An 18,854-nucleotide genomic window follows, 5' to 3' on the forward strand; every position below is an offset into this window, starting at 1 on the left:
ATGAAAGGGTTGATGTTTTCACATCAACCCTTTGCTAGATACATTGACCATTGGATGTTTTACAAACCAGCGGCTGCAAACACTTGATTAACGATCTCTTGTGCTTCAGCTTCGATTTGTTTCAGATGTTCTTCACCTTTGAAGCTTTCACAGTAAATCTTGTAGATATCTTCTGTACCTGATGGACGAGCAGCGAACCAACCGTTAGCTGTCGTTACTTTAAGGCCACCAATCGCAGCACCATTGCCTGGTGCATGCGTTAGACGAGCAGTGATCGCATCACCTGCTAGAGTTTCAGCCGCAACCATTTCTGGTGACAACTTCTTCAATACGTCTTTTTGTGGGCCATTTGCTACAGCTTGAATACGGTTGTACTTCGACTCACCGTGCTTCGCCGCTAGCTCTTCATAGTAATCTTGAGGGTTCTTACCCGTTACCGCAGTGATCTCTGCTGCTAGAAGGCATAGCAAGATGCCATCTTTGTCTGTTGACCAAGGCGTGCCATCTTTACGAAGGAAAGACGCACCAGCACTTTCTTCGCCGCCGAAACCAAACTTACCAGTGTACAGACCGTCTACAAACCATTTGAAACCAACAGGCACTTCACATAGCTCACGACCTAGATCCGCAACAACACGGTCAATCAGCGCACTTGAAACTAGTGTTTTACCAACAGCGACGTCTTTACCCCACGCGTCACGATGACGGTACAAGTAGTCAATACAAACGGCTAAGAAGTGGTTCGGGTTCATCAAACCTTTTGGCGTAACGATACCGTGACGGTCGTAGTCAGGATCGTTACCAAATGCTAAATCGTATTCGTCTTTCAGTGCCAATAGACCCGCCATTGCGTAAGGAGAAGAACAGTCCATACGCACAACGCCGTCTTTATCTAGCGACATGAATTGGAAAGAAGGATCGATCGATTCACTTACTAGCGTTAGGTCTAGGTTGTATGCCTGACCAATTTGACGCCAGTAATCGATACCGCTGCCACCCAATGGATCTACACCAATCTTCAGGTTCGCTTTTTGGATTGCTTCCATATCGATAACGTTCACCAGGTCATCAATGTATGGCTTCACCAAGTCCATCTCTACAAACAGATCCGATGCTTTTGCTTCTGCTAGTGGTAGGCGTTTCACACCTTGTAAACCTTCAGCAATCAATTCGTTCGCACGATCTTCGATAGCTTGAGTCAACTCAGCTTCTGCAGGACCACCATGTGTCGGATTGTATTTGATACCGCCGTCTTGTGGTGGGTTATGTGATGGGGTAATAACGATACCGTCTGCTTTTTCATCGTGTTTGATGTTGTAAGTCAGAATCGCGTGTGAAATACCCGGTGTTGGCGTGTAACCGTTGTCTTGCTGGACAATCACTTTCACACCATTTGCAATCAATACTTCAATCACACTTGAAAAAGCAGGCTCAGATAGCGCATGCGTGTCTTTACCCACAAACAACGGGCCAGTTGTGCCTTGCTCAGCACGAACTTCTGCTACCGCTTGAGCGATCGCTAAAATGTGGTTTTCGTTAAAAGTGTGCTTGTCTGCAGTACCGCGGTGGCCAGAAGTACCAAATTGAACTTTGTGTTCTGCGTTTGCCGCGTCTGGTTGAAGTAAGAAGTAGTTAGCAACGAGTGCTGGGATATTGTGAAGATCTTCCTGCTGCGCTTTTTGCCCAGCACGAGGGTGCATAGCCATGTTTGACATCCTTTCTTTAAATACAAATAAAATTAAAAAAGCCTCATAATATCCGCTCACTGCGACGCATTATGAGGCTTCTATCAGGTTTCTTAGATTGAACCTGTTACTTTTTCTATTAAGTCAGGTTGGAACCCCATGTGTGCCATCACTTGTTCAACCATCTGTCTTTTACGACTTGTATTGTTATTCGTGATAACCCAAAACGGTGTGCCAGGAATGGCTTTTGGCTTGGTCGTATTACCGTTTGCTAGCAAGGTTTCTTCATTATCTGCAAAGTACACGCGTTTGCGTCCTTTTACATTCGTAGCCTGGGCGAAACCTTCTGGATTCAATTTATGTAAGGTCGATAATACCAACATAAAGCGATCAATCGCTTTTTTTAGACCGGCAAACTCATCAGAAATAAGCAGCGAACGCATTTCTTTCACTACATCAACAGATTCCGTTTTACCCGCATCTTTACTTACTACAATCCCTTGTGGCTTCTCTACTACAGGCGCGGCTTTAGCTTCCTGCAACTGACCATCAAGGTTTAAAAGGCGTCGCAAAATATCCGAGGCGCTTTCACCGATATGCTTAGTTTGACTAGCTATATAACGGTATAGATCCTCATCAACCTCAATTGTTTTCATTCGCTTTTCACATTCTCAATGTTTAAACTCTGGGGGATTATAACGAGATCCACGCGGATACTCCACGTTAAACCCATCACGAATAAGATAAAATGTCAGCATTACTCAACTATAAGCAGGAAGGCCAAGGCCAAACAGTTGTTTTGATTCACGGATTGTTTGGTAGTTTAAGTAATCTGGGTCTACTCGCCCGCGATCTTATTAAAGATCACACGGTGATCAGTATTGATCTGAGAAATCACGGCCTCTCTTTCCACTCCGAAGTCCATAACTATACCGATATGGCAAAAGATGTGGCTCAGCTCCTTCAGCACTTAAACGTTGAGCCATCTATTGTTATTGGTCACTCCATGGGCGGAAAAGTCGCGATGGCTCTTGTGGACATTGCTCCAAATGTAGTCAAGCAGTTAGTCGTTCTCGACATGGCGCCTGTAGCCTACACTACGAACCGTCACGATAATGTTTTTAACGGCTTACATGCTGTTATTAATGAAAAACCAGCAAATCGACAGCAAGCCATGGATATCCTAGCTCAACATATTGAACTCGATGGTGTAAGACAATTTCTCTCTAAATCACTGTACAAAAATGGCGATAAGATGGATTGGCGGTTTAACGTACCGAGCCTTTTTGAGAATTATGACCAAATTATTGGCTGGCAAGAAATCACACCAACAGATATCCCAACTTTATTTATCAAAGGCGGCGACTCTGACTACTTAATGCCAGAACATCAGCCGGCAGTGAAGCGACAATTTAACCATGCTAAAGCACACATTATCGCTGGCACTGGTCACTGGTTACACGCCGAGAAACCGACAGAAGTAATGAGAGTCATTCGAAAATACATTTCGAGTTAACAAATTCGAAAAGCAACACTAGATTATTGAAATAACCCTTCTTGTAGTGCATTAACTTTACCGTTTAACAGTGGTATAGTGCGCCCAAGATTTTTCGGCATGAAGGGCTAAAATGCTTTACGACTATATGGATATGCTCGAGTCTATTGGGCTCGATCTTCTTTTTGCTGCTATCTTTTTTTTCATCGGGATGGCGATAAAAGATGTGCTAAAGCAAGGCAATGTACCTGTTTTTGGTCGTCGTATTGTGTGGTTAGTCCTTTTCCTAGGCTGTGCTGGCTTTATTGCAAAAGGTGTAATTCAGCTAACTTGGGAAGGCTCAGGGTTAGGTTAAACCCTTAGTAGCATCGCCAATAACAAACAATGTAAAGGTATAGACTCTATGGCAAGTGTAGGTATCTTCTTCGGTAGCGACACAGGTAATACTGAAGCCGTTGCAAAGATGATTCAAAAGCAACTAGGTAAACATCTAGTTCACGTTCAAGACATCGCGAAAAGCAGCAAAGAAGACATTGATAACTTCGATCTTCTTCTTCTAGGTATCCCAACTTGGTACTACGGCGAAGCACAATGTGATTGGGATGACTTCTTCCCTGAACTTGAGCAAATCGACTTCTCTACTAAGCTAGTGGCTATCTTTGGCTGTGGCGACCAAGAAGACTACGCAGAATACTTCTGTGACGCGATGGGCACAGTCCGTGATATCGTTGAGTCTAAAGGCGGCACAATTCTTGGCCATACCTCGACAGAAGGCTACGAATTTGAAGCGTCTAAAGCACTTGTTGAAGGTGACGAAAGCCAATTCGTAGGTCTATGTATTGATGAAGACCGCCAACCAGAATTGACTGACGAGCGTGTTGAAAGCTGGGTTAAACAGATCTATGAAGAGATGTGTTTAGCTGAGCTAGAAGGCTAATCAAATTGAATGATGCAAAGACCTCCACTTGGAGGTCTTTTTGTATGTATTGTCACACAGCATCGGTAAGTACTTCCTCTTCGCGATACTGAGGTTTCTTTCTTACATAAAGCTTGCGTTGAACCTCTGAAACCACATTCCCCTGTTTATCTTTTACATGAGTAATAAACTCAGGAAAACACTTTTCTCCATTCCGTGTCATTTGATAAATGTTTTCCAGCATCCCTTCAGTGACCTCAAATTCTGCAAACAAATCACTTTGCCCCGGCTTAATAAAGTTAATGCTTGCCTCTTTATCCCACACATAATATTCCTCTCGTAGAATCCCCATCAGCATCAACGAGTAAATAGGATCAGTTAAAGAGAAAATACTGCCGCCATATTGGGTGCGATTGGCATTTTTATTCCACCAGCGAAGCTTTAAACGTACCTTTACAGTACGGAAGTCTTGAGAAATATGTAAGATTTTAATACCCGCCCCCCAAAAAGGAGGCCAAATATTGAGTGCGAACTTTACAATTCCTGGTTTGTATATCTTCGCTAGTCGCCTATTCATCGCTATCCCTGCCCTCTCCAAGCTTAATGTTACACAATTGTAACTGGTCAGAGCTGTAATATAATGGACCTGTTTCTAATTTACAAAAAGATTCTATTAACCCTTTGAAGTTCGTGGTTTAATGTTCCGAACGCTTATCCTATAATGGTAGGAAGATTGAATTCTGTTAAATCGCTGCAGATGATCCAACGGGAAAGTATATGTCAGATAATAATCAGGCGCTGAAGGATGCGGGTTTAAAAGTAACCCTTCCGAGGCTAAAAATTCTAGAAGTACTTCAGCAGCCAGACTGCCAGCACATCAGTGCTGAAGATTTGTACAAAAAGTTGATTGATCTAGGTGAAGAAATTGGCCTAGCAACTGTTTACCGAGTTCTAAACCAGTTCGACGATGCTGGTATTGTAACTCGCCACCACTTTGAAGGTGGAAAGTCAGTCTTCGAATTATCGACTCAACATCACCACGACCACCTAGTGTGCCTAGACTGTGGTGAGGTAATTGAATTTTCTGACGATCTTATTGAAGAACGTCAAAAAGAGATTGCAGCTAAGTACAATGTCACACTAACAAACCACAGCTTATACTTGTACGGCAAGTGTAGCGATGGTGGTTGTAAAGACAATCCAGATGCACACAAACCGAAAAAATAAGGGTTTGTTAATTTAAAAAGTAAACGTCAGCACATGCTGGCGTTTTTTGTTTCTAGAAGTCAGAACCTTAGACGTCAGTACTTTGGTTACAGAACAAAAGCTACTAAACACCCATCTTTTTTCTCCACAGTTTTGCACATCTATATAGCACTCTGTGGGATTAGGTATAAAAAATGCCAGCGTTTGCTGGCATTTTTTCATCGTTCTCAGCATTAATTGAGATTATTGATTCTCAATTTTTGCCCAGGTATCACGTAGACCAACCGTGCGGTTGAATACTAGATTATCTGCTGAAGAGTCTTTCGAGTCTGCACAGAAGTAACCCATACGTTCAAACTGGTAACCTTTTTCTGCTTCTGCAGAAGCTAGGCTAGGCTCGACGAAGCCATTGATCACAACTAATGATTCAGGGTTGATAGTAGAAGCAAAATCTTCCGCTGCGCCTGGGTTTGGCACCGTAAATAAACGATCGTACAGACGAATTTCCGCAGGAAGAGCTTTATCAGCTGACACCCAATGAATAACGCCTTTCACTTTACGACCATCTGCTGGGTTTTTACCTAGCGTATCTGCATCGTAAGAACAGAAGATCGTTGTGATGTTGCCTTCGGCATCTTTTTCAACGCGCTCAGCTTTGATCACGTAAGCACCACGTAAACGAACTTCTTTACCTAGCACTAAACGCTTGTACTTTTTGTTCGCTTCTTCACGGAAGTCTTCACGCTCAATCCACAATTCACGCGTGAATGGCACTTCACGCACGCCCATTTCAGGTTTATTTGGGTGGTTGGCAACTGTCAAGTTTTCTACTGCGCCTGCTTCAAAGTTTTCGATAACAACTTTAACAGGATCCAGTACAGCCATTGCACGCGGAGCGTTCTCGTTTAGGTCATCACGAATACAAGATTCTAATGAACTAAACTCGATCATATTTTCTTGCTTCGTTACACCAATACGCTTACAAAACTCACGAATAGATGCAGGTGTGAAGCCACGACGACGCAGACCTGAGACAGTCGGCATACGTGGATCATCCCAACCATTAACCAGTTTTTCAGTAACTAGCTGGTTAAGCTTACGCTTAGACATCACTGTGTATTCAAGGTTTAAACGACTGAACTCGTATTGATGTGGACGGCTTTCGATCGTGATGTTGTCTAGAACCCAATCGTACAGACGACGGTTATCCATGAATTCAAGCGTACAAATAGAGTGCGTAATGCCTTCTAATGCATCAGAAATACAGTGCGTAAAGTCGTACATTGGGTAAATGCACCACTTATCACCAGTTTGGTGGTGCGTAGCAAAACGCACTCGGTATAAAACTGGATCGCGCATGACCATGAATGAAGAACCCATGTCGATTTTAGCACGAAGACACGCTTTACCTTCTTCAAATTCACCAGCGCGCATTTTTTCAAACAACGCCAAGTTCTCTTCAACAGAACGGTCACGGTATGGACTTGGTTTACCTGGCGCCTTTAGTGTGCCGCGGTATTCACGAATTTGCTCTGGACTTAGCTCATCTACGTACGCTAAGCCTTTGTTAATCAATTCAATTGCATATTCGTAAAGCTTATCGAAGTAGTTTGATGAGTAACATACTTCACCACTCCACTCAAAGCCCAACCAGTTTACATCTTTCTTGATAGACTCAACGTATTCGATGTCTTCTTTTTCAGGGTTTGTATCGTCGAAACGCAGATTACATTGACCCTGGTAGTCCTGAGCAATACCGAAGTTCAAACAGATAGACTTAGCATGACCGATATGCAGGTAGCCATTTGGCTCCGGCGGGAATCGAGTATGCACGCTAGTGTGTTTACCATCCGCTAGATCTTTATCAATGATCTGGCGAATAAAGTTTGATGGACGAGCATCAGCTTCACTCATCTATAGCACCTCAAAAATATTAGTATTGTCAGAGAAAACGGAACCCTGTATCCAAGTATGGTTTCACAGAGTACATTGTTCCTAATGATCCACAATTCTAAGCAATTAGACAACAAGAACTCGCTCTAAAACGACAATATTTATCGAGTTAGCGTGAAAGCAAAGCAGATTCAAAGGGCCTAAACTAAAAAAGGCCTCCTGCGGAGGCCTTTTGCGATGTTGTAGTATCAATTGTTTGCAATACCAATAACAAACAATCACACCACTATTAAACAGTTAAGCTGGTAGCTGAACACCACTTAAGTCTTCATCTTTAGATACATTCTTCATCTCACCAGCAACAATCTCTGCTAGTGGACCAAGGATAACTTGTAGGTTGTTTGTACCTAGCTTCACAACTCCCATAGCTCCAAGATCTTTCAGAGTTTTCTCATTGATAACGCTCATATCTTTCACAGAAAGGCGCAAACGAGTAATACAGGCATCGATAGAACTTAGGTTGTCATGACCGCCAAGTGCTTTCAAGTACTGACGAGCAAGCTCTGAAGAATTGCTTGATCCAGCCACGTTAGATGAAGCTTCTTCATCATCTTCACGTCCCGGTGTTTTAAGGCCAAACTTAACAATCACGGTACGGAACACGAAGTAGTAAACCGCAAAGAAACCAAGACCTTGTACAATGAGCATGTACCAGTTTACCGCTAGCGGGTTACGAGTCGACAATACTAAGTCGACTAAACCAGCAGAGAAACCGAAACCTGCAATCCACTGCATTGATGCCGCGATATAAACTGATAGACCAGTCAGCGCTGCGTGAAGAACGTACAGTCCTGGAGCAAGGAACATGAATGCAAATTCAAGTGGTTCTGTTACACCTGTAAAGAATGAAGCAAACGCAGCCGCAATCATGATAGATGCCACTTTCTCTTTATTCTTTGATTTCGCAGTATGGTACATCGCTAGAGCAGCGCCTGGTAAACCAAACATCATGATTGGGAAGAAGCCCGCTTGGTACATCCCTGTAACACCTACCGTTGCCGTGCCTTCAGCTAATGATTTCGCACCGCCAAGGAAGTTTGGAATGTCATTAATACCAGCAACATCAAACCAGAACACTGAGTTTAGTGCATGGTGCAGACCAACAGGAATTAGAAGACGGTTGAAGAATGCATAAACACCTGCACCTGCTTCACCCATACCTTGAATGCTTTCTCCAAAACTGACCAGACCGCCGTAAACTGATGGCCAAACGTACATCAGGATGAACGCAATAACGATACCAGCAAAAGACGTTAGGATAGGTACAAGACGCTTACCAGAGAAAAACGCCAGTGCTTTGTGCAGCTCTACGTGAGAAAAACGGTTGTACAACTCAGCAGAAACAATACCAACCAAGATACCTACGAACTGGTTATTGATTTTACCAAATGCAGCAGGTACTTCACTTGGGTCAATGCCTTGAATTTGTGATACTGCACCAGGGGCCAAAAGCGTTGTGACAACTAAGAAGCCCACGAAGCCTGAAAGTGCAGCGGCGCCATCTTTGTCTTTAGACATTCCGTAAGCAACACCAACAGCGAACAATACTGACATGTTGTCAATGATCGCTGCACCAGCTTTAATAAGAAATGCAGCAAGTGCACTGTTTGCGCCCCAGCCATTTGGGTCGATCCAGTAGCCAATACCCATGAGTATTGCTGCTGCAGGAAGTGTGGCAACCGGCACCATAAGCGCCTTACCCACCTTCTGGAAGTATCCGAGAATGTTCACCTTAAGTTCCCCCTATAGGATTAGATGTTATGTTGAATGACTTATTTCAGCCGTCCAATTTAGTCATCCTAAGTTTATGATATTAATTTTGCTCCGCAAATTAAAAGCTCACCGTTTGTGATCATAATCACCACAATTTGCCCTTTCGGAAGGTTTTTGCTAGCGAGATCATAAAACTTATTTTATTATACGAAAAAATGGCGTTTTAAAGATAATATTCTCGCACTTTATGCAAGGCAGAATCAGTGTTATTTTGGTATCTAGGCGGGTAAATCACTGTAACTTTGCTCTGAAAAAGAATCATAAAAAACCATACAATTATTACTTTTCAGTTAGTTACTATGACAATAACATCGATAAAACGCGACTTGCTGTATGTGACTCGTTATCTAATTCAGTGATACAAACTAAGTACCCATATGACTGAAGCAGTCTCTACTTAGATAACGATATAGAAATTGAATTCTCATCTATAAGGACTAGCTGACTATGTACGCGCTAAGTAACTGTAAAATTTATACCGGTAGTGATGTTCTTACCGATCATGCGGTCATCATCGAAAACGATCTTATTCAATCTATTGTGCCGGTTTCTGAGCTACCTCAAAGCATCGAACTAAAAGACCTTGCAGGCGCTAATCTAAGTCCAGGCTTTATCGATCTGCAGTTGAACGGTTGTGGCGGTGTAATGCTAAACGATGCAATTACCCCTGAAACCATGCAAATCATGCACCAGGCAAACCTCAAATCTGGCTGTACTAGCTTCCTGCCAACACTCATTACGTCATCTGATGAAGATATGCGAACTGCAATTGCCGCAGCTCGTGAGTACCACAACAAGTATCAAAATCAATCGCTTGGTTTACACCTCGAAGGTCCTTACCTTAACGTCGCGAAAAAAGGCATCCATAACGTAGATTTTATTCGCCCATCAGACGAAAGCATGATCGACCTTATCTGCACAAACGCCGATATCGTAGCGAAAGTAACACTAGCACCTGAGCATAACGACCCAGAGCATATTGCGCGATTAAAGGCTGCTGGCATCGTAGTTTCAATTGGCCACACAAATGCAACCTACGCCGAAGCACGTAAAAGCTTTGAAGCAGGCATTACTTTTGCTACACACCTCTTTAATGCAATGACACCAATGGTTGGTCGTGAACCAGGAGTTGTTGGTGCAATTTACGATACTCCTGACGTATATGCTGGCATTATTGCTGATGGTTTTCACGTCGACTACGCAAACATCCGAATTGCTCATAAAATCAAAGGTGAAAAGCTTGTTTTGGTGACGGATGCCACAGCTCCAGCAGGTGCTAACATTGATCACTTTATTTTTGTCGGTAAGAAAGTATATTACCGAGATGGTAAGTGTGTTGATGAAAATGGCACGCTAGGCGGCTCAGCTTTGACAATGATTGAAGCAGTTCAGAATTCAGTTGAGCACGCGGGGATCGCTTTAGACGAAGCTCTACGAATGGCCACGTTATACCCAGCAACAGCAATTGGTGTTGAGGATCGCCTTGGCCGAGTTCGAAAAGGGATGGTTGCAAACCTGACTATTTTCGATCGTGACTTTAAAGTAAAAGCGACGGTTGTTAACGGACAATACGAGCAAAATTAAGCATGAATGGCGGACAGATTGGTAATGTAGATTTAGTAAAACAGCTTAACAGCGCTGCGGTATATAGGCTGATTGATCAGCAAGGTCCTATCTCCCGTATTCAAGTCGCGGACGTGAGTCAGCTCGCGCCTGCTAGTGTTACCAAAATAACCCGCCAACTTTTAGAGCGCGGCCTTATTAAGGAGGTCGCCCAACAAGCTTCAACTGGTGGTCGTCGTGCGATCTCTTTGACTACTGAAGTCAAACCTTTTCATTCGATTGCCGTTCGCTTAGGTCGAGATTACGTACAGTTCAGTTTATACGATTTAGGTGGTACCGCGCTGGCAGAAGATCAGCATGAACTGCACTACACTAACCAAGCAGACTTAATCGCAGGACTTATCGATTTATTAAAAGATTTCGTAAACCGTTGCGAAGACAAAATTGATCAACTCATCGCTATCGGCATCACTTTACCGGGCCTTGTTAACCCAACAACTGGCGTGGTCGAATACATGCCTAATACCGATATCGATAATCTTGCTCTCGGTGAAATTGTTGGAGAGAAGTTTAATACAGCATGCTTTGTTGGCAACGACGTACGTGGCATGGCGTTGGCTGAGCACTACTTTGGAGCAAGCCAAGACTGCCAGGATTCTATTTTGGTTAGCGTCCACCGCGGTACTGGCGCAGGTATTATCGTTAACGGCCAGGTTTTTCTTGGTTTTAACCGCAACGTCGGTGAAATTGGTCATATCCAAATTGACCCGCTTGGTGAGCAATGCCAATGTGGAAACTTTGGCTGTTTAGAAACCGTAGCTGCAAACCCAGCGATTATTCAACGAGTGAAGCAACTGATTACTCAAGGATACGAATCAAGCTTAACCGACCTTGAAAACATCACAATTGAAGCGGTATGTCAGCACGCAATGAATGGTGATGAACTTGCGAAACAGAGTTTAGTGCGAGTGGGCAACCAGCTAGGTAAAGCGATTGCGATTACGGTTAACTTATTTAATCCACAGAAAATTGTAATTGCTGGCGATATTACTGCAGCACAAGATATTGTTTTCCCTGCAATTCAACGCAACGTAGAGAATCAATCTCTTAAAACTTTCCATAACGACCTCCCTATCGTGGCTTCTCACATTGATAAGCAGCCAACGATGGGCGCATTTGCGATGATTAAACGCGCTATGCTAAACGGAGTTTTGTTACAAAAGTTACTGGAAGACTAAGTTTATACAACCAATTGAGTTACAATCTCGGGCTGTGTTTTCACAGCCCGTTTTTGTATATCAGGAATACAGCTCAACAGTATGGAAATTATTCTAATTACAGCCGCTTTTTTAGCTGGTTTTATTGCGCTTAAATGCAGCCTCCCTCCCCTCGTTGGTTTTCTACTAGCTGGATTTGGCTTGCATGCATTTGGTTACCAAAGCAATGACGTTATTGTCACTCTCGCAGATCTTGGTGTTACTCTTCTTCTGTTTACTATTGGACTCAAACTCGATGTAAAAACCCTGCTGTCCAAAGAAATATGGGGAGGGGCAACCGCCCACAACATACTCTCTACCGCTTTTTTTGCCCTAGCGTTATCCGGCTTAAAACTACTGGGCTTGACTTCGCTAGCCAGTATGGACGGCAGCCAAATCCTGCTTTTAGCTTTTGCACTATCGTTCTCTAGTACCGTTTTTGCCGTAAAAGCATTGCAAGAAAAAGGCGAAATGAACGCGACCTACGGCACACTCGCGATCGGTATCTTGGTTATGCAAGATATTTTTGCCGTAGTATTCCTGACTGCTTCAACCGGAAAAGTCCCAGAATGGTATGCCATCGGTTTGTTCGCACTGCCTTTCCTTCGTCCCCTATTCTATAAGCTGCTCGATAAAGTTGGCCACGGCGAAATGCTGGTGCTATTCGGTATTTTCTTCGCGCTTGTTGTCGGTGCTGGGCTATTCGAGTTGGTCGGGATGAAACCAGACTTGGGCGCGCTAATTTTAGGCATGCTACTCGCAGGTCACCCAAAAGCCTCAGAACTATCCAAGTCATTATTCAATATGAAGGAGCTCTTTTTAGTCTGCTTCTTTTTGAACATTGGTTTATCCGCCTCATTGAGCGTGAATGGCGTCGTTCTCGCCCTGCTATTTATCTTACTGCTACCAATCAAAGGACTCTTGTACTTCGTCACTATTAATCATTTTAAGTTTCGAGTACGTACCTCTTTGCTCGCCTCTTTATCACTATTTAACTACAGTGAGTTTGGTCTTATTGTTGCTGGGTTGGCCTATAAAATGGGCTGGATGCCAAGTGATATGCTTGCTGCGATTGCGGTTGCGGTGTCGGTATCCTTTGTAATTTCCGCGCCACTTAACCGCCTTAGCCATAAAATTTATCAACATTCAGGTAAGTGGCTGCAAGAGACAGCGGTAGAAAAGCTCAATCAACGCGACCAACTCATCAACCCAGGTCATGCCCAAGTATTGATCTTAGGTATGGGGCGTATTGGAACGGGCGCTTATGATGAGCTACGTTCACGCTATGGCAAAATTTCATTGGGTATAGAAATTCGTGAAGACGCTGCACATCATCATCGTTCAGAAGGAAGAAATGTGATTTCTGGTGATGCCACCGACCCGGATTTCTGGGAGCGAATTTTAGATACAGGTCATGTAAAACTGGTTCTGCTTGCAATGCCACATCATCAAGGTAACCAAACAGCACTTGAGCAGCTTAAACGCAGAAAATATAAGGGGCAAATTGCCGCTATCGCCGAATACCCAGATCAATTGGAAGGCTTACTTGAAAATGGCGTTGACGCAGCATTCAATATTTATAGTGAAGCTGGTAGCGGTTTTGCTCGACACGTCTGTAAACAACTTCAACCTAAATTCACACCAATTAAATAAGCAACAGCACTGATATTTTTCGGAAGGCTTTCTATTGATAGAAAGCCTTTTTTGTATAGTTTTTATACCAAACCTTGATCTCATTCACCAAAACAACGGTTGAGTTAAATATTTTCCATACAACAAGGCCTTTTATCATTTTTTTAATCACAAAACGTTGCTTTTTTTATTAGTAATGGCAAATTTAAACCATACCGATTAGAAATTGTTTAGTTTAGTAAGGATGTAGTATGTGTTCAGTATTTGGCATTTTAGACATTAAAAGCGATGCAGCCGCATTGCGCCCTATCGCATTAGAGATGTCGAAAAAACTTCGTCACCGTGGCCCAGACTGGTCTGGGATTTACTCTTCAGAGCGTGCTATTTTAGCGCACGAGCGCTTGGCGATTGTTGGTCTAAATAGTGGTGCACAGCCGCTATACAGCCCTGATAAGAAGCTCATCCTTGCCGTCAATGGTGAAATCTACAACCATAAAGAAATTCGTGCTCGTTACGAAGGAAAGTACGAATTTCAAACCGATTCAGACTGTGAAGTCATTCTTGCACTTTACCAAGATATGGGTGCAGATCTCCTTGAAGAACTAAACGGTATTTTCGCTTTTGTGCTCTACGACGAAGAAAAAGATGAGTATTTAGTCGGACGTGACCATATTGGTATTATCCCTCTTTATCAAGGTCACGATGAGCATGGTAACTACTATGTGGCATCAGAGATGAAGGCTCTTGTTCCAGTATGTAAAACAGTAAGTGAATTCCCTCCTGGTAGCTATTACAGCTCTAAAGATACTGAGCCAACACGTTACTATGTTCGTGACTGGAACGAGTACGCAGCAGTACAAGGTAACAGCACTAGCAAAGAAGAATTGACTGAAGCGCTAGAAGCGGCTGTTAAACGCCAACTAATGACTGACGTGCCTTACGGTGTACTTCTTTCGGGCGGTCTAGATTCTTCTATTACATCTGCGGTAGCAAAACGCTTTGCAGCGATGCGTATTGAAGATGATGAAAAGTCTGAAGCTTGGTGGCCTCAACTGCACTCTTTTGCTGTTGGCCTAGAAGGCGCGCCTGACCTGAAAGCCGCTCGCGAAGTTGCCGACCAAATTGGTACCGTTCACCACGAAATGACGTACACGATTCAAGAAGGTTTGGACGCGATTCGTGACGTGATTTACCACATTGAAACGTATGACGTGACGACTATCCGCGCATCAACACCTATGTTCTTAATGGGTCGTAAGATCAAAGCGATGGGTATCAAGATGGTATTGTCTGGTGAGGGCGCTGACGAAATCTTTGGTGGCTACCTTTACTTCCACAAAGCGCCAAACGCGAAAGAGTTCCACGAGGAGACTGTGCGTAAACTGCTTGCTCTGAACATGTTCGACTGTGCTCGTGCTAACAAGTCGCTGGCAGCATGGGGAGTTGAAGGACGCGTACCTTTCCTAGATAAAGAGTTCATTGATGTAGCAATGCGCTTGAACCCAGCAGACAAGATGTGTGGCAACGGTAAAATGGAGAAACACATCCTTCGTGAGTGCTTCGAGCACTACCTGCCAGAATCGATCGCATGGCGTCAAAAAGAGCAGTTCTCTGATGGCGTTGGCTACAGCTGGATCGATACGCTGAAAGAAGTAGCAGAACAGAAAGTGACAGACCAGCAGATGGAAACAGCTCAATATCGATTCCCATACAACACGCCAACGACAAAAGAAGGCTACGTGTACCGTGAAATCTTTGAAGAGTTATTCCCACTTCCATCAGCAGCAGAGTGTGTTCCAGGAGGCCCTTCAGTAGCGTGTTCTTCAGCGAAGGCGATTGAATGGGATGAATCGTTCCAAAACTGTGTTGACCCATCAGGTCGTGCAGTACAGACCGTTCACAACGACTCATACTAATTCTCTACGATAAAGATAAGGGTTGGTTCGTCCAACCCTTTTAAAACAGACAAAAAATTAGATACGATCAAAAAGAGGTGCTTTTGCACCTCTTTTTATGTTTGATGGAATTAGGCTATTTTAAATCTAAATCACTATTGTCTATGCTGACAGGCACACGCTTGGTAATCATCTGAACTAGCATAATTGAGCGTTTCTCACCATCTTGTTCTTGGAAGATGGCATCTATGCCCGCAAATTGACCGCTTTTAACTCTAATTTGATCGCCTGGTTTTGGCATACATTCAGAAACGGTATTGTCATTACAACACTTTTCTAGCTGCATCAATTCGAAGACCAAGTCACCTTGAACTTCTTTCGGTTGAGCACCAAAACGCACAAAGTCAACAACACCTCGAGTAGAGCGGACTGAGGTGAAGTTTGGCCCTTGCTCATAATCAAAGTAAGCGAATACGTAACAAGGAAACAGCGGTTCCTCGACTTTTTGTCTTTTACCGCGCAAAATCTTCTCAACTTCTACAGTTGGATAAAAGCACTCTACACCTTGATTTTCAAGGTGTTGTTTCGCCCTAACCTGCTCCCCACGTTTACAATAAAGTAGATACCAACGTTTCATCTTTTTACTAGCCAATTCTATTTTGTTTTTATCCTAGCATTAAGCCAAAGTTGAGTCATTGATATTCAGTTTATCTATAAAAGTATGATTATACATCGCTCGCATTAACGACATTTTTCAGCAACTTACGATAAAGAAGTCCATAGGCAAAAATGGAAATTAAGTTTGTAACACAACCAATACACCATCATATAATCTGCAAATCTAATCAAAAACAGCCACTTAACAAACAAAAATAGTTGAATGGCAAAATTTTATTATTTGTCACTCGTTGAATTGCATTGTATACGTAGAAGTCGTTAAAAAATGTAATAACTATTATTAGAAGAGCTTATGTCAAACCAACATCAATATTTTGGTCATCCACGTGGCCTGTTCTTATTGTTCGGTACAGAACTGTGGGAACGCTTTTCTTACTACGCAATGCGTGCCATTCTCGTGCTTTACCTTACTGATACAACAATGAATGGCGGCCTTGGCTGGTCAACCAAAGACGCATTAGACCTATACGGCATATACACAGGGCTTGTGTATATCACGCCTCTTATCGGTGGTTACCTAGCAGATAACTATTTAGGTCAACGTCGCTCAATTTTGCTTGGTGGCGCGTTAATGGCCATCGGCCAGTTTACTCTTGCACTTCCTGCTGATGCTTTAGGTATTGGTTCGCTACACAGTTTCTATTTAGGTCTTGGCCTACTTATCACTGGTAACGGTCTCTTTAAGCCAAATATCTCAACCATGGTTGGCGACCTTTATCAAGAAGGTGACAACCGTCGTGACGGCGCATTCACTATCTTTTATATGGGTATCAACTTAGGTGCATTACTTGCCGGCGTCGTTTCTGGCTCTGTGACAACCTCTTACGGTTGGAAAGCTGGCTTTGTTGCCGCTGGTGTGGGTATGCTGGTTAGCCTAGTGATGCAAATGGTACTGGCTCAATCATGGCTTGGTGATATTGGCCGCGAACCAGCGGCGAAACGAGATCTAAATAACAAAAACGCCACCACGAAGCAGCCACTCACCAAAGAAGAAGTGAATCGACTAAAAGTAATTCTGGTCATGAGCTTATTCACTATTGTCTTCTGGGCAGGCTTTGAACAAGCAGGTGGCCTGATGAACATCTACACTCAACAATATACTGATCGCATGATTGGTGGTTTTGAAGTTCCTGCTGCGTGGTTCCAATCACTAAACCCATTTTTCATTATTACTCTAGCGCCAGTTCTGGCTGTCCTTTGGGTAAAATTGGGTAAACGTGAACCCACTTCGCCAGTGAAATTTGCAATGGCACTATTTTTCTTAGCGATTGGTTTCCTTTGTATGGTTGGCGCAGTGCTAGAACAAGGTGGAGATACAACAGTAAAAACATCGATGTTATGGTTGGTCGGCGCTTTCTTCTTCCACACATTAGGCGAGCTGTGTTTATCTCCAATTGGTCTTTCATTGGTGACTAAATTAGCACCGCTTCGCTTAGCTTCACTTATGATGGGTGCATGGTTTGGCTGTAATGCGATTGCTAACTATGTTGCGGGCTATGTGGGTTCTCACGTAGGCGAGTTAGGCGCTATGGCTATCTTTAGTGGTATTGCGGTCAGCGCAACCGTAAGTGGCGTAATTTTGCTCCTATTCTCTAATACACTCGTTCGCTGGATGCATGGCGCTGAAAATACGCACAGCACGGCAGAGCAAGTAGAAGAGCAGCAAGTACAAGTTGCTTGATCGCTCAACTAAACGTAGAAAGGGTCGCTATTGCGACCCTTTTTTGTATCTAAAGTTTAGATTGAACTAACTCAACCATCATCTCGATATGAAGTTCACTATCGTTCAAACAAGGGATGTAGGTAAAGTTTTCACCACCTGCTTCAAGGAAAATCTCTTTACACTCTTCCGAGATCTCTTCCAACGTCTCTAAACAATCTGAAGAAAATGCAGGGGTCACAACATTAATATTTTTCACACCCTTTGCAGGAAGTGCCTCTAGGGTCTTATCGGTATAAGGTTGAAGCCACTCTTCTCTCCCAAATCGGGACTGATACGTCATGCCAATTTGTTGTTCGCTTAAACCTAACGCTTTCCCAAGCAAGCGAGTCGTCTCTTCACAATGCTGTGGGTAAACATCACCATTGTCAGCATAACGTTTTGGAATACCATGATAAGAACACAGCAGGTAATCTCCCTGACCATTCTTTTGCCAATGTTCACGAACTGAATGCGCTAACGCTTCAATATATTTCGGGTGATTGTAATAATCACGAATAAAGCTAAAGCCTGGCATCACAGGCAGGTTCTTAAATGCTTTAGTGATTCCGTCAGAAACCGCTGCCGTTGTTGTGCCCGAGTATTGCGGATACAACGGTAAAACAATGACTTCATCAACGCCTTGCGCCAATAGGGCTTCAAAGCCTGATTGCAAACTTGGGTTACCATACGTCATACCAAGCTCTACAGGTATATCAAGCTTTTGTGCCAACTTTTCCGTTTGGCGTTTAGAGTACACCATCAACGGCGAGCCCTCTTCCATCCATACTGATTGATAGAGTTTGGCAACTTTAGGAGCTCGGATAGGAAGGATAACGCCGTGCAATAGTGGACACCAAAGCCATCGAGTCATGTCTACCACTCGGTGATCATGAAGAAACTGACTTAAAAAGCGCTTTACGGCAGGAGCGGTTGGTGCGTCAGGAGTTCCCAGGTTAACTAGGAGTACACCCTGTTTATTATTCTCTTTCATAACATCCTATTCATGGTAAACGGCTTGGTTCATATATTTAAGTAACCTCGAAGTAACGAATAGCCGAGCTGAAGTTAATTAGATATATGTTTACGAGTAAACTAAAAAA

Annotated in this window: 16 protein-coding genes; 9 read left to right on the forward strand and 7 right to left on the reverse strand. The window is 43.3% G+C overall.

Translation table 11 applies throughout. From position 1 onward, the window contains the following. Positions 1–59: 59 nt before the first annotated feature. The gene (gene pgm, locus R7190_RS17775) at positions 60–1,706 is read right to left on the reverse strand and encodes a phosphoglucomutase (alpha-D-glucose-1,6-bisphosphate-dependent) (RefSeq protein ID WP_025766986.1); all 1,647 of its coding nucleotides are present in this window, start codon (positions 1,704–1,706) and stop codon (positions 60–62) included. A gap of 92 nt (positions 1,707–1,798) precedes the next feature. After that, a complete protein-coding gene (gene seqA / locus R7190_RS17780; RefSeq protein WP_005382149.1) occupies positions 1,799–2,341 on the reverse strand; it encodes a replication initiation negative regulator SeqA in 543 nt (180 codons plus the stop codon). 92 nt (positions 2,342–2,433) lie between these two features. Between seqA and R7190_RS17785 the strand changes: the two genes are divergently transcribed. The 3 genes from R7190_RS17785 to fldA all read left to right on the forward strand — a co-directional run bounded on the left by R7190_RS17785 (position 2,434) and on the right by fldA (position 4,117). Next, positions 2,434–3,201, forward strand: a complete 768-nt coding sequence (locus tag R7190_RS17785; RefSeq protein ID WP_017819953.1) for an alpha/beta fold hydrolase — start codon at positions 2,434–2,436, stop codon at positions 3,199–3,201. A 112-nt stretch (positions 3,202–3,313) separates the two neighbouring features. Continuing rightward, the gene (locus R7190_RS17790) at positions 3,314–3,535 is read left to right on the forward strand and encodes a DUF2788 domain-containing protein (RefSeq protein WP_005393038.1); all 222 of its coding nucleotides are present in this window, start codon (positions 3,314–3,316) and stop codon (positions 3,533–3,535) included. Positions 3,536–3,583: 48 nt separating this feature from the next. Continuing rightward, positions 3,584–4,117 carry a flavodoxin FldA gene (fldA, locus tag R7190_RS17795; RefSeq protein WP_005382146.1) on the forward strand — a complete coding sequence of 178 codons (534 nt, stop codon included), beginning with the start codon at positions 3,584–3,586 and terminating at the stop codon, positions 4,115–4,117. Positions 4,118–4,169: 52 nt separating this feature from the next. On the opposite strand, the gene R7190_RS17800 is transcribed toward fldA, so the two are convergent. Next, positions 4,170–4,673: a DUF4442 domain-containing protein gene (locus tag R7190_RS17800; protein WP_005382144.1), complete on the reverse strand. Its 504-nt coding sequence runs from the start codon at positions 4,671–4,673 to the stop codon at positions 4,170–4,172. 200 nt (positions 4,674–4,873) lie between these two features. Between R7190_RS17800 and fcrX the strand changes: the two genes are divergently transcribed. Next, entirely contained in the window at positions 4,874–5,323 is a 450-nt protein-coding gene (gene fcrX, locus R7190_RS17805; protein ID WP_005382141.1) for a ferric iron uptake transcriptional regulator FcrX, read from the forward strand. Between the two features lie 222 nt (positions 5,324–5,545). Here the strand turns inward: fcrX and glnS are convergent, their stop codons facing one another. Together glnS and nagE are read right to left on the reverse strand one after the other, a co-directional pair. Further along, positions 5,546–7,216, reverse strand: a complete 1,671-nt coding sequence (gene glnS / locus R7190_RS17810) for a glutamine--tRNA ligase (RefSeq protein WP_005382124.1) — start codon at positions 7,214–7,216, stop codon at positions 5,546–5,548. Positions 7,217–7,492: 276 nt separating this feature from the next. After that, positions 7,493–8,986: an N-acetylglucosamine-specific PTS transporter subunit IIBC gene (nagE, locus tag R7190_RS17815; protein WP_005384985.1), complete on the reverse strand. Its 1,494-nt coding sequence runs from the start codon at positions 8,984–8,986 to the stop codon at positions 7,493–7,495. 489 nt (positions 8,987–9,475) lie between these two features. Between nagE and nagA the strand changes: the two genes are divergently transcribed. The 4 genes from nagA to asnB all read left to right on the forward strand — a co-directional run bounded on the left by nagA (position 9,476) and on the right by asnB (position 15,395). Next, positions 9,476–10,612: an N-acetylglucosamine-6-phosphate deacetylase gene (nagA, locus tag R7190_RS17820; RefSeq protein ID WP_025766987.1), complete on the forward strand. Its 1,137-nt coding sequence runs from the start codon at positions 9,476–9,478 to the stop codon at positions 10,610–10,612. A gap of 2 nt (positions 10,613–10,614) precedes the next feature. Next, positions 10,615–11,829, forward strand: coding sequence for a DNA-binding transcriptional regulator NagC (gene nagC / locus R7190_RS17825; protein ID WP_025766988.1), 1,215 nt, complete (start codon positions 10,615–10,617; stop codon positions 11,827–11,829). An 81-nt stretch (positions 11,830–11,910) separates the two neighbouring features. Next, positions 11,911–13,500 (forward strand): cation:proton antiporter family protein, encoded by a 1,590-nt coding sequence (locus R7190_RS17830; RefSeq protein ID WP_005384981.1) that lies wholly within the window; start codon positions 11,911–11,913, stop codon positions 13,498–13,500. Between the two features lie 230 nt (positions 13,501–13,730). Next, on the forward strand, positions 13,731–15,395 hold the full coding sequence (gene asnB, locus R7190_RS17835; RefSeq protein ID WP_005384979.1) for an asparagine synthase B: 1,665 nt from the start codon (positions 13,731–13,733) through the stop codon (positions 15,393–15,395). 115 nt (positions 15,396–15,510) lie between these two features. On the opposite strand, the gene rfaH is transcribed toward asnB, so the two are convergent. Then, the gene (gene rfaH / locus R7190_RS17840) at positions 15,511–16,011 is read right to left on the reverse strand and encodes a transcription/translation regulatory transformer protein RfaH (protein WP_005382098.1); all 501 of its coding nucleotides are present in this window, start codon (positions 16,009–16,011) and stop codon (positions 15,511–15,513) included. Positions 16,012–16,344: 333 nt separating this feature from the next. Between rfaH and R7190_RS17845 the strand changes: the two genes are divergently transcribed. After that, positions 16,345–17,733: a peptide MFS transporter gene (locus R7190_RS17845; protein ID WP_005382097.1), complete on the forward strand. Its 1,389-nt coding sequence runs from the start codon at positions 16,345–16,347 to the stop codon at positions 17,731–17,733. 49 nt (positions 17,734–17,782) lie between these two features. Here R7190_RS17845 and hemH read toward each other — a convergent pair whose 3' ends face one another. After that, positions 17,783–18,745, reverse strand: a complete 963-nt coding sequence (gene hemH / locus R7190_RS17850) for a ferrochelatase (protein ID WP_064353706.1) — start codon at positions 18,743–18,745, stop codon at positions 17,783–17,785. Positions 18,746–18,854: the final 109 nt, after the last annotated feature.

This window comes from Vibrio sp. 1078-1 (assembly GCF_033340475.1).

Coding starts and splice junctions, on each gene's coding strand:
- pgm (WP_025766986.1), bottom strand. CDS start 1,706: ATGGCTATGCACCCTCGTGCTGGGCAAAAAGCGCAGCAGGAAGATCTT.
- seqA (WP_005382149.1), bottom strand. CDS start 2,341: ATGAAAACAATTGAGGTTGATGAGGATCTATACCGTTATATAGCTAGT.
- R7190_RS17785 (WP_017819953.1), top strand. CDS start 2,434: ATGTCAGCATTACTCAACTATAAGCAGGAAGGCCAAGGCCAAACAGTT.
- R7190_RS17790 (WP_005393038.1), top strand. CDS start 3,314: ATGCTTTACGACTATATGGATATGCTCGAGTCTATTGGGCTCGATCTT.
- fldA (WP_005382146.1), top strand. CDS start 3,584: ATGGCAAGTGTAGGTATCTTCTTCGGTAGCGACACAGGTAATACTGAA.
- R7190_RS17800 (WP_005382144.1), bottom strand. CDS start 4,673: ATGAATAGGCGACTAGCGAAGATATACAAACCAGGAATTGTAAAGTTC.
- fcrX (WP_005382141.1), top strand. CDS start 4,874: ATGTCAGATAATAATCAGGCGCTGAAGGATGCGGGTTTAAAAGTAACC.
- glnS (WP_005382124.1), bottom strand. CDS start 7,216: ATGAGTGAAGCTGATGCTCGTCCATCAAACTTTATTCGCCAGATCATT.
- nagA (WP_025766987.1), top strand. CDS start 9,476: ATGTACGCGCTAAGTAACTGTAAAATTTATACCGGTAGTGATGTTCTT.
- nagC (WP_025766988.1), top strand. CDS start 10,615: ATGAATGGCGGACAGATTGGTAATGTAGATTTAGTAAAACAGCTTAAC.
- R7190_RS17830 (WP_005384981.1), top strand. CDS start 11,911: ATGGAAATTATTCTAATTACAGCCGCTTTTTTAGCTGGTTTTATTGCG.
- asnB (WP_005384979.1), top strand. CDS start 13,731: ATGTGTTCAGTATTTGGCATTTTAGACATTAAAAGCGATGCAGCCGCA.
- rfaH (WP_005382098.1), bottom strand. CDS start 16,011: ATGAAACGTTGGTATCTACTTTATTGTAAACGTGGGGAGCAGGTTAGG.
- R7190_RS17845 (WP_005382097.1), top strand. CDS start 16,345: ATGTCAAACCAACATCAATATTTTGGTCATCCACGTGGCCTGTTCTTA.
- hemH (WP_064353706.1), bottom strand. CDS start 18,745: ATGAAAGAGAATAATAAACAGGGTGTACTCCTAGTTAACCTGGGAACT.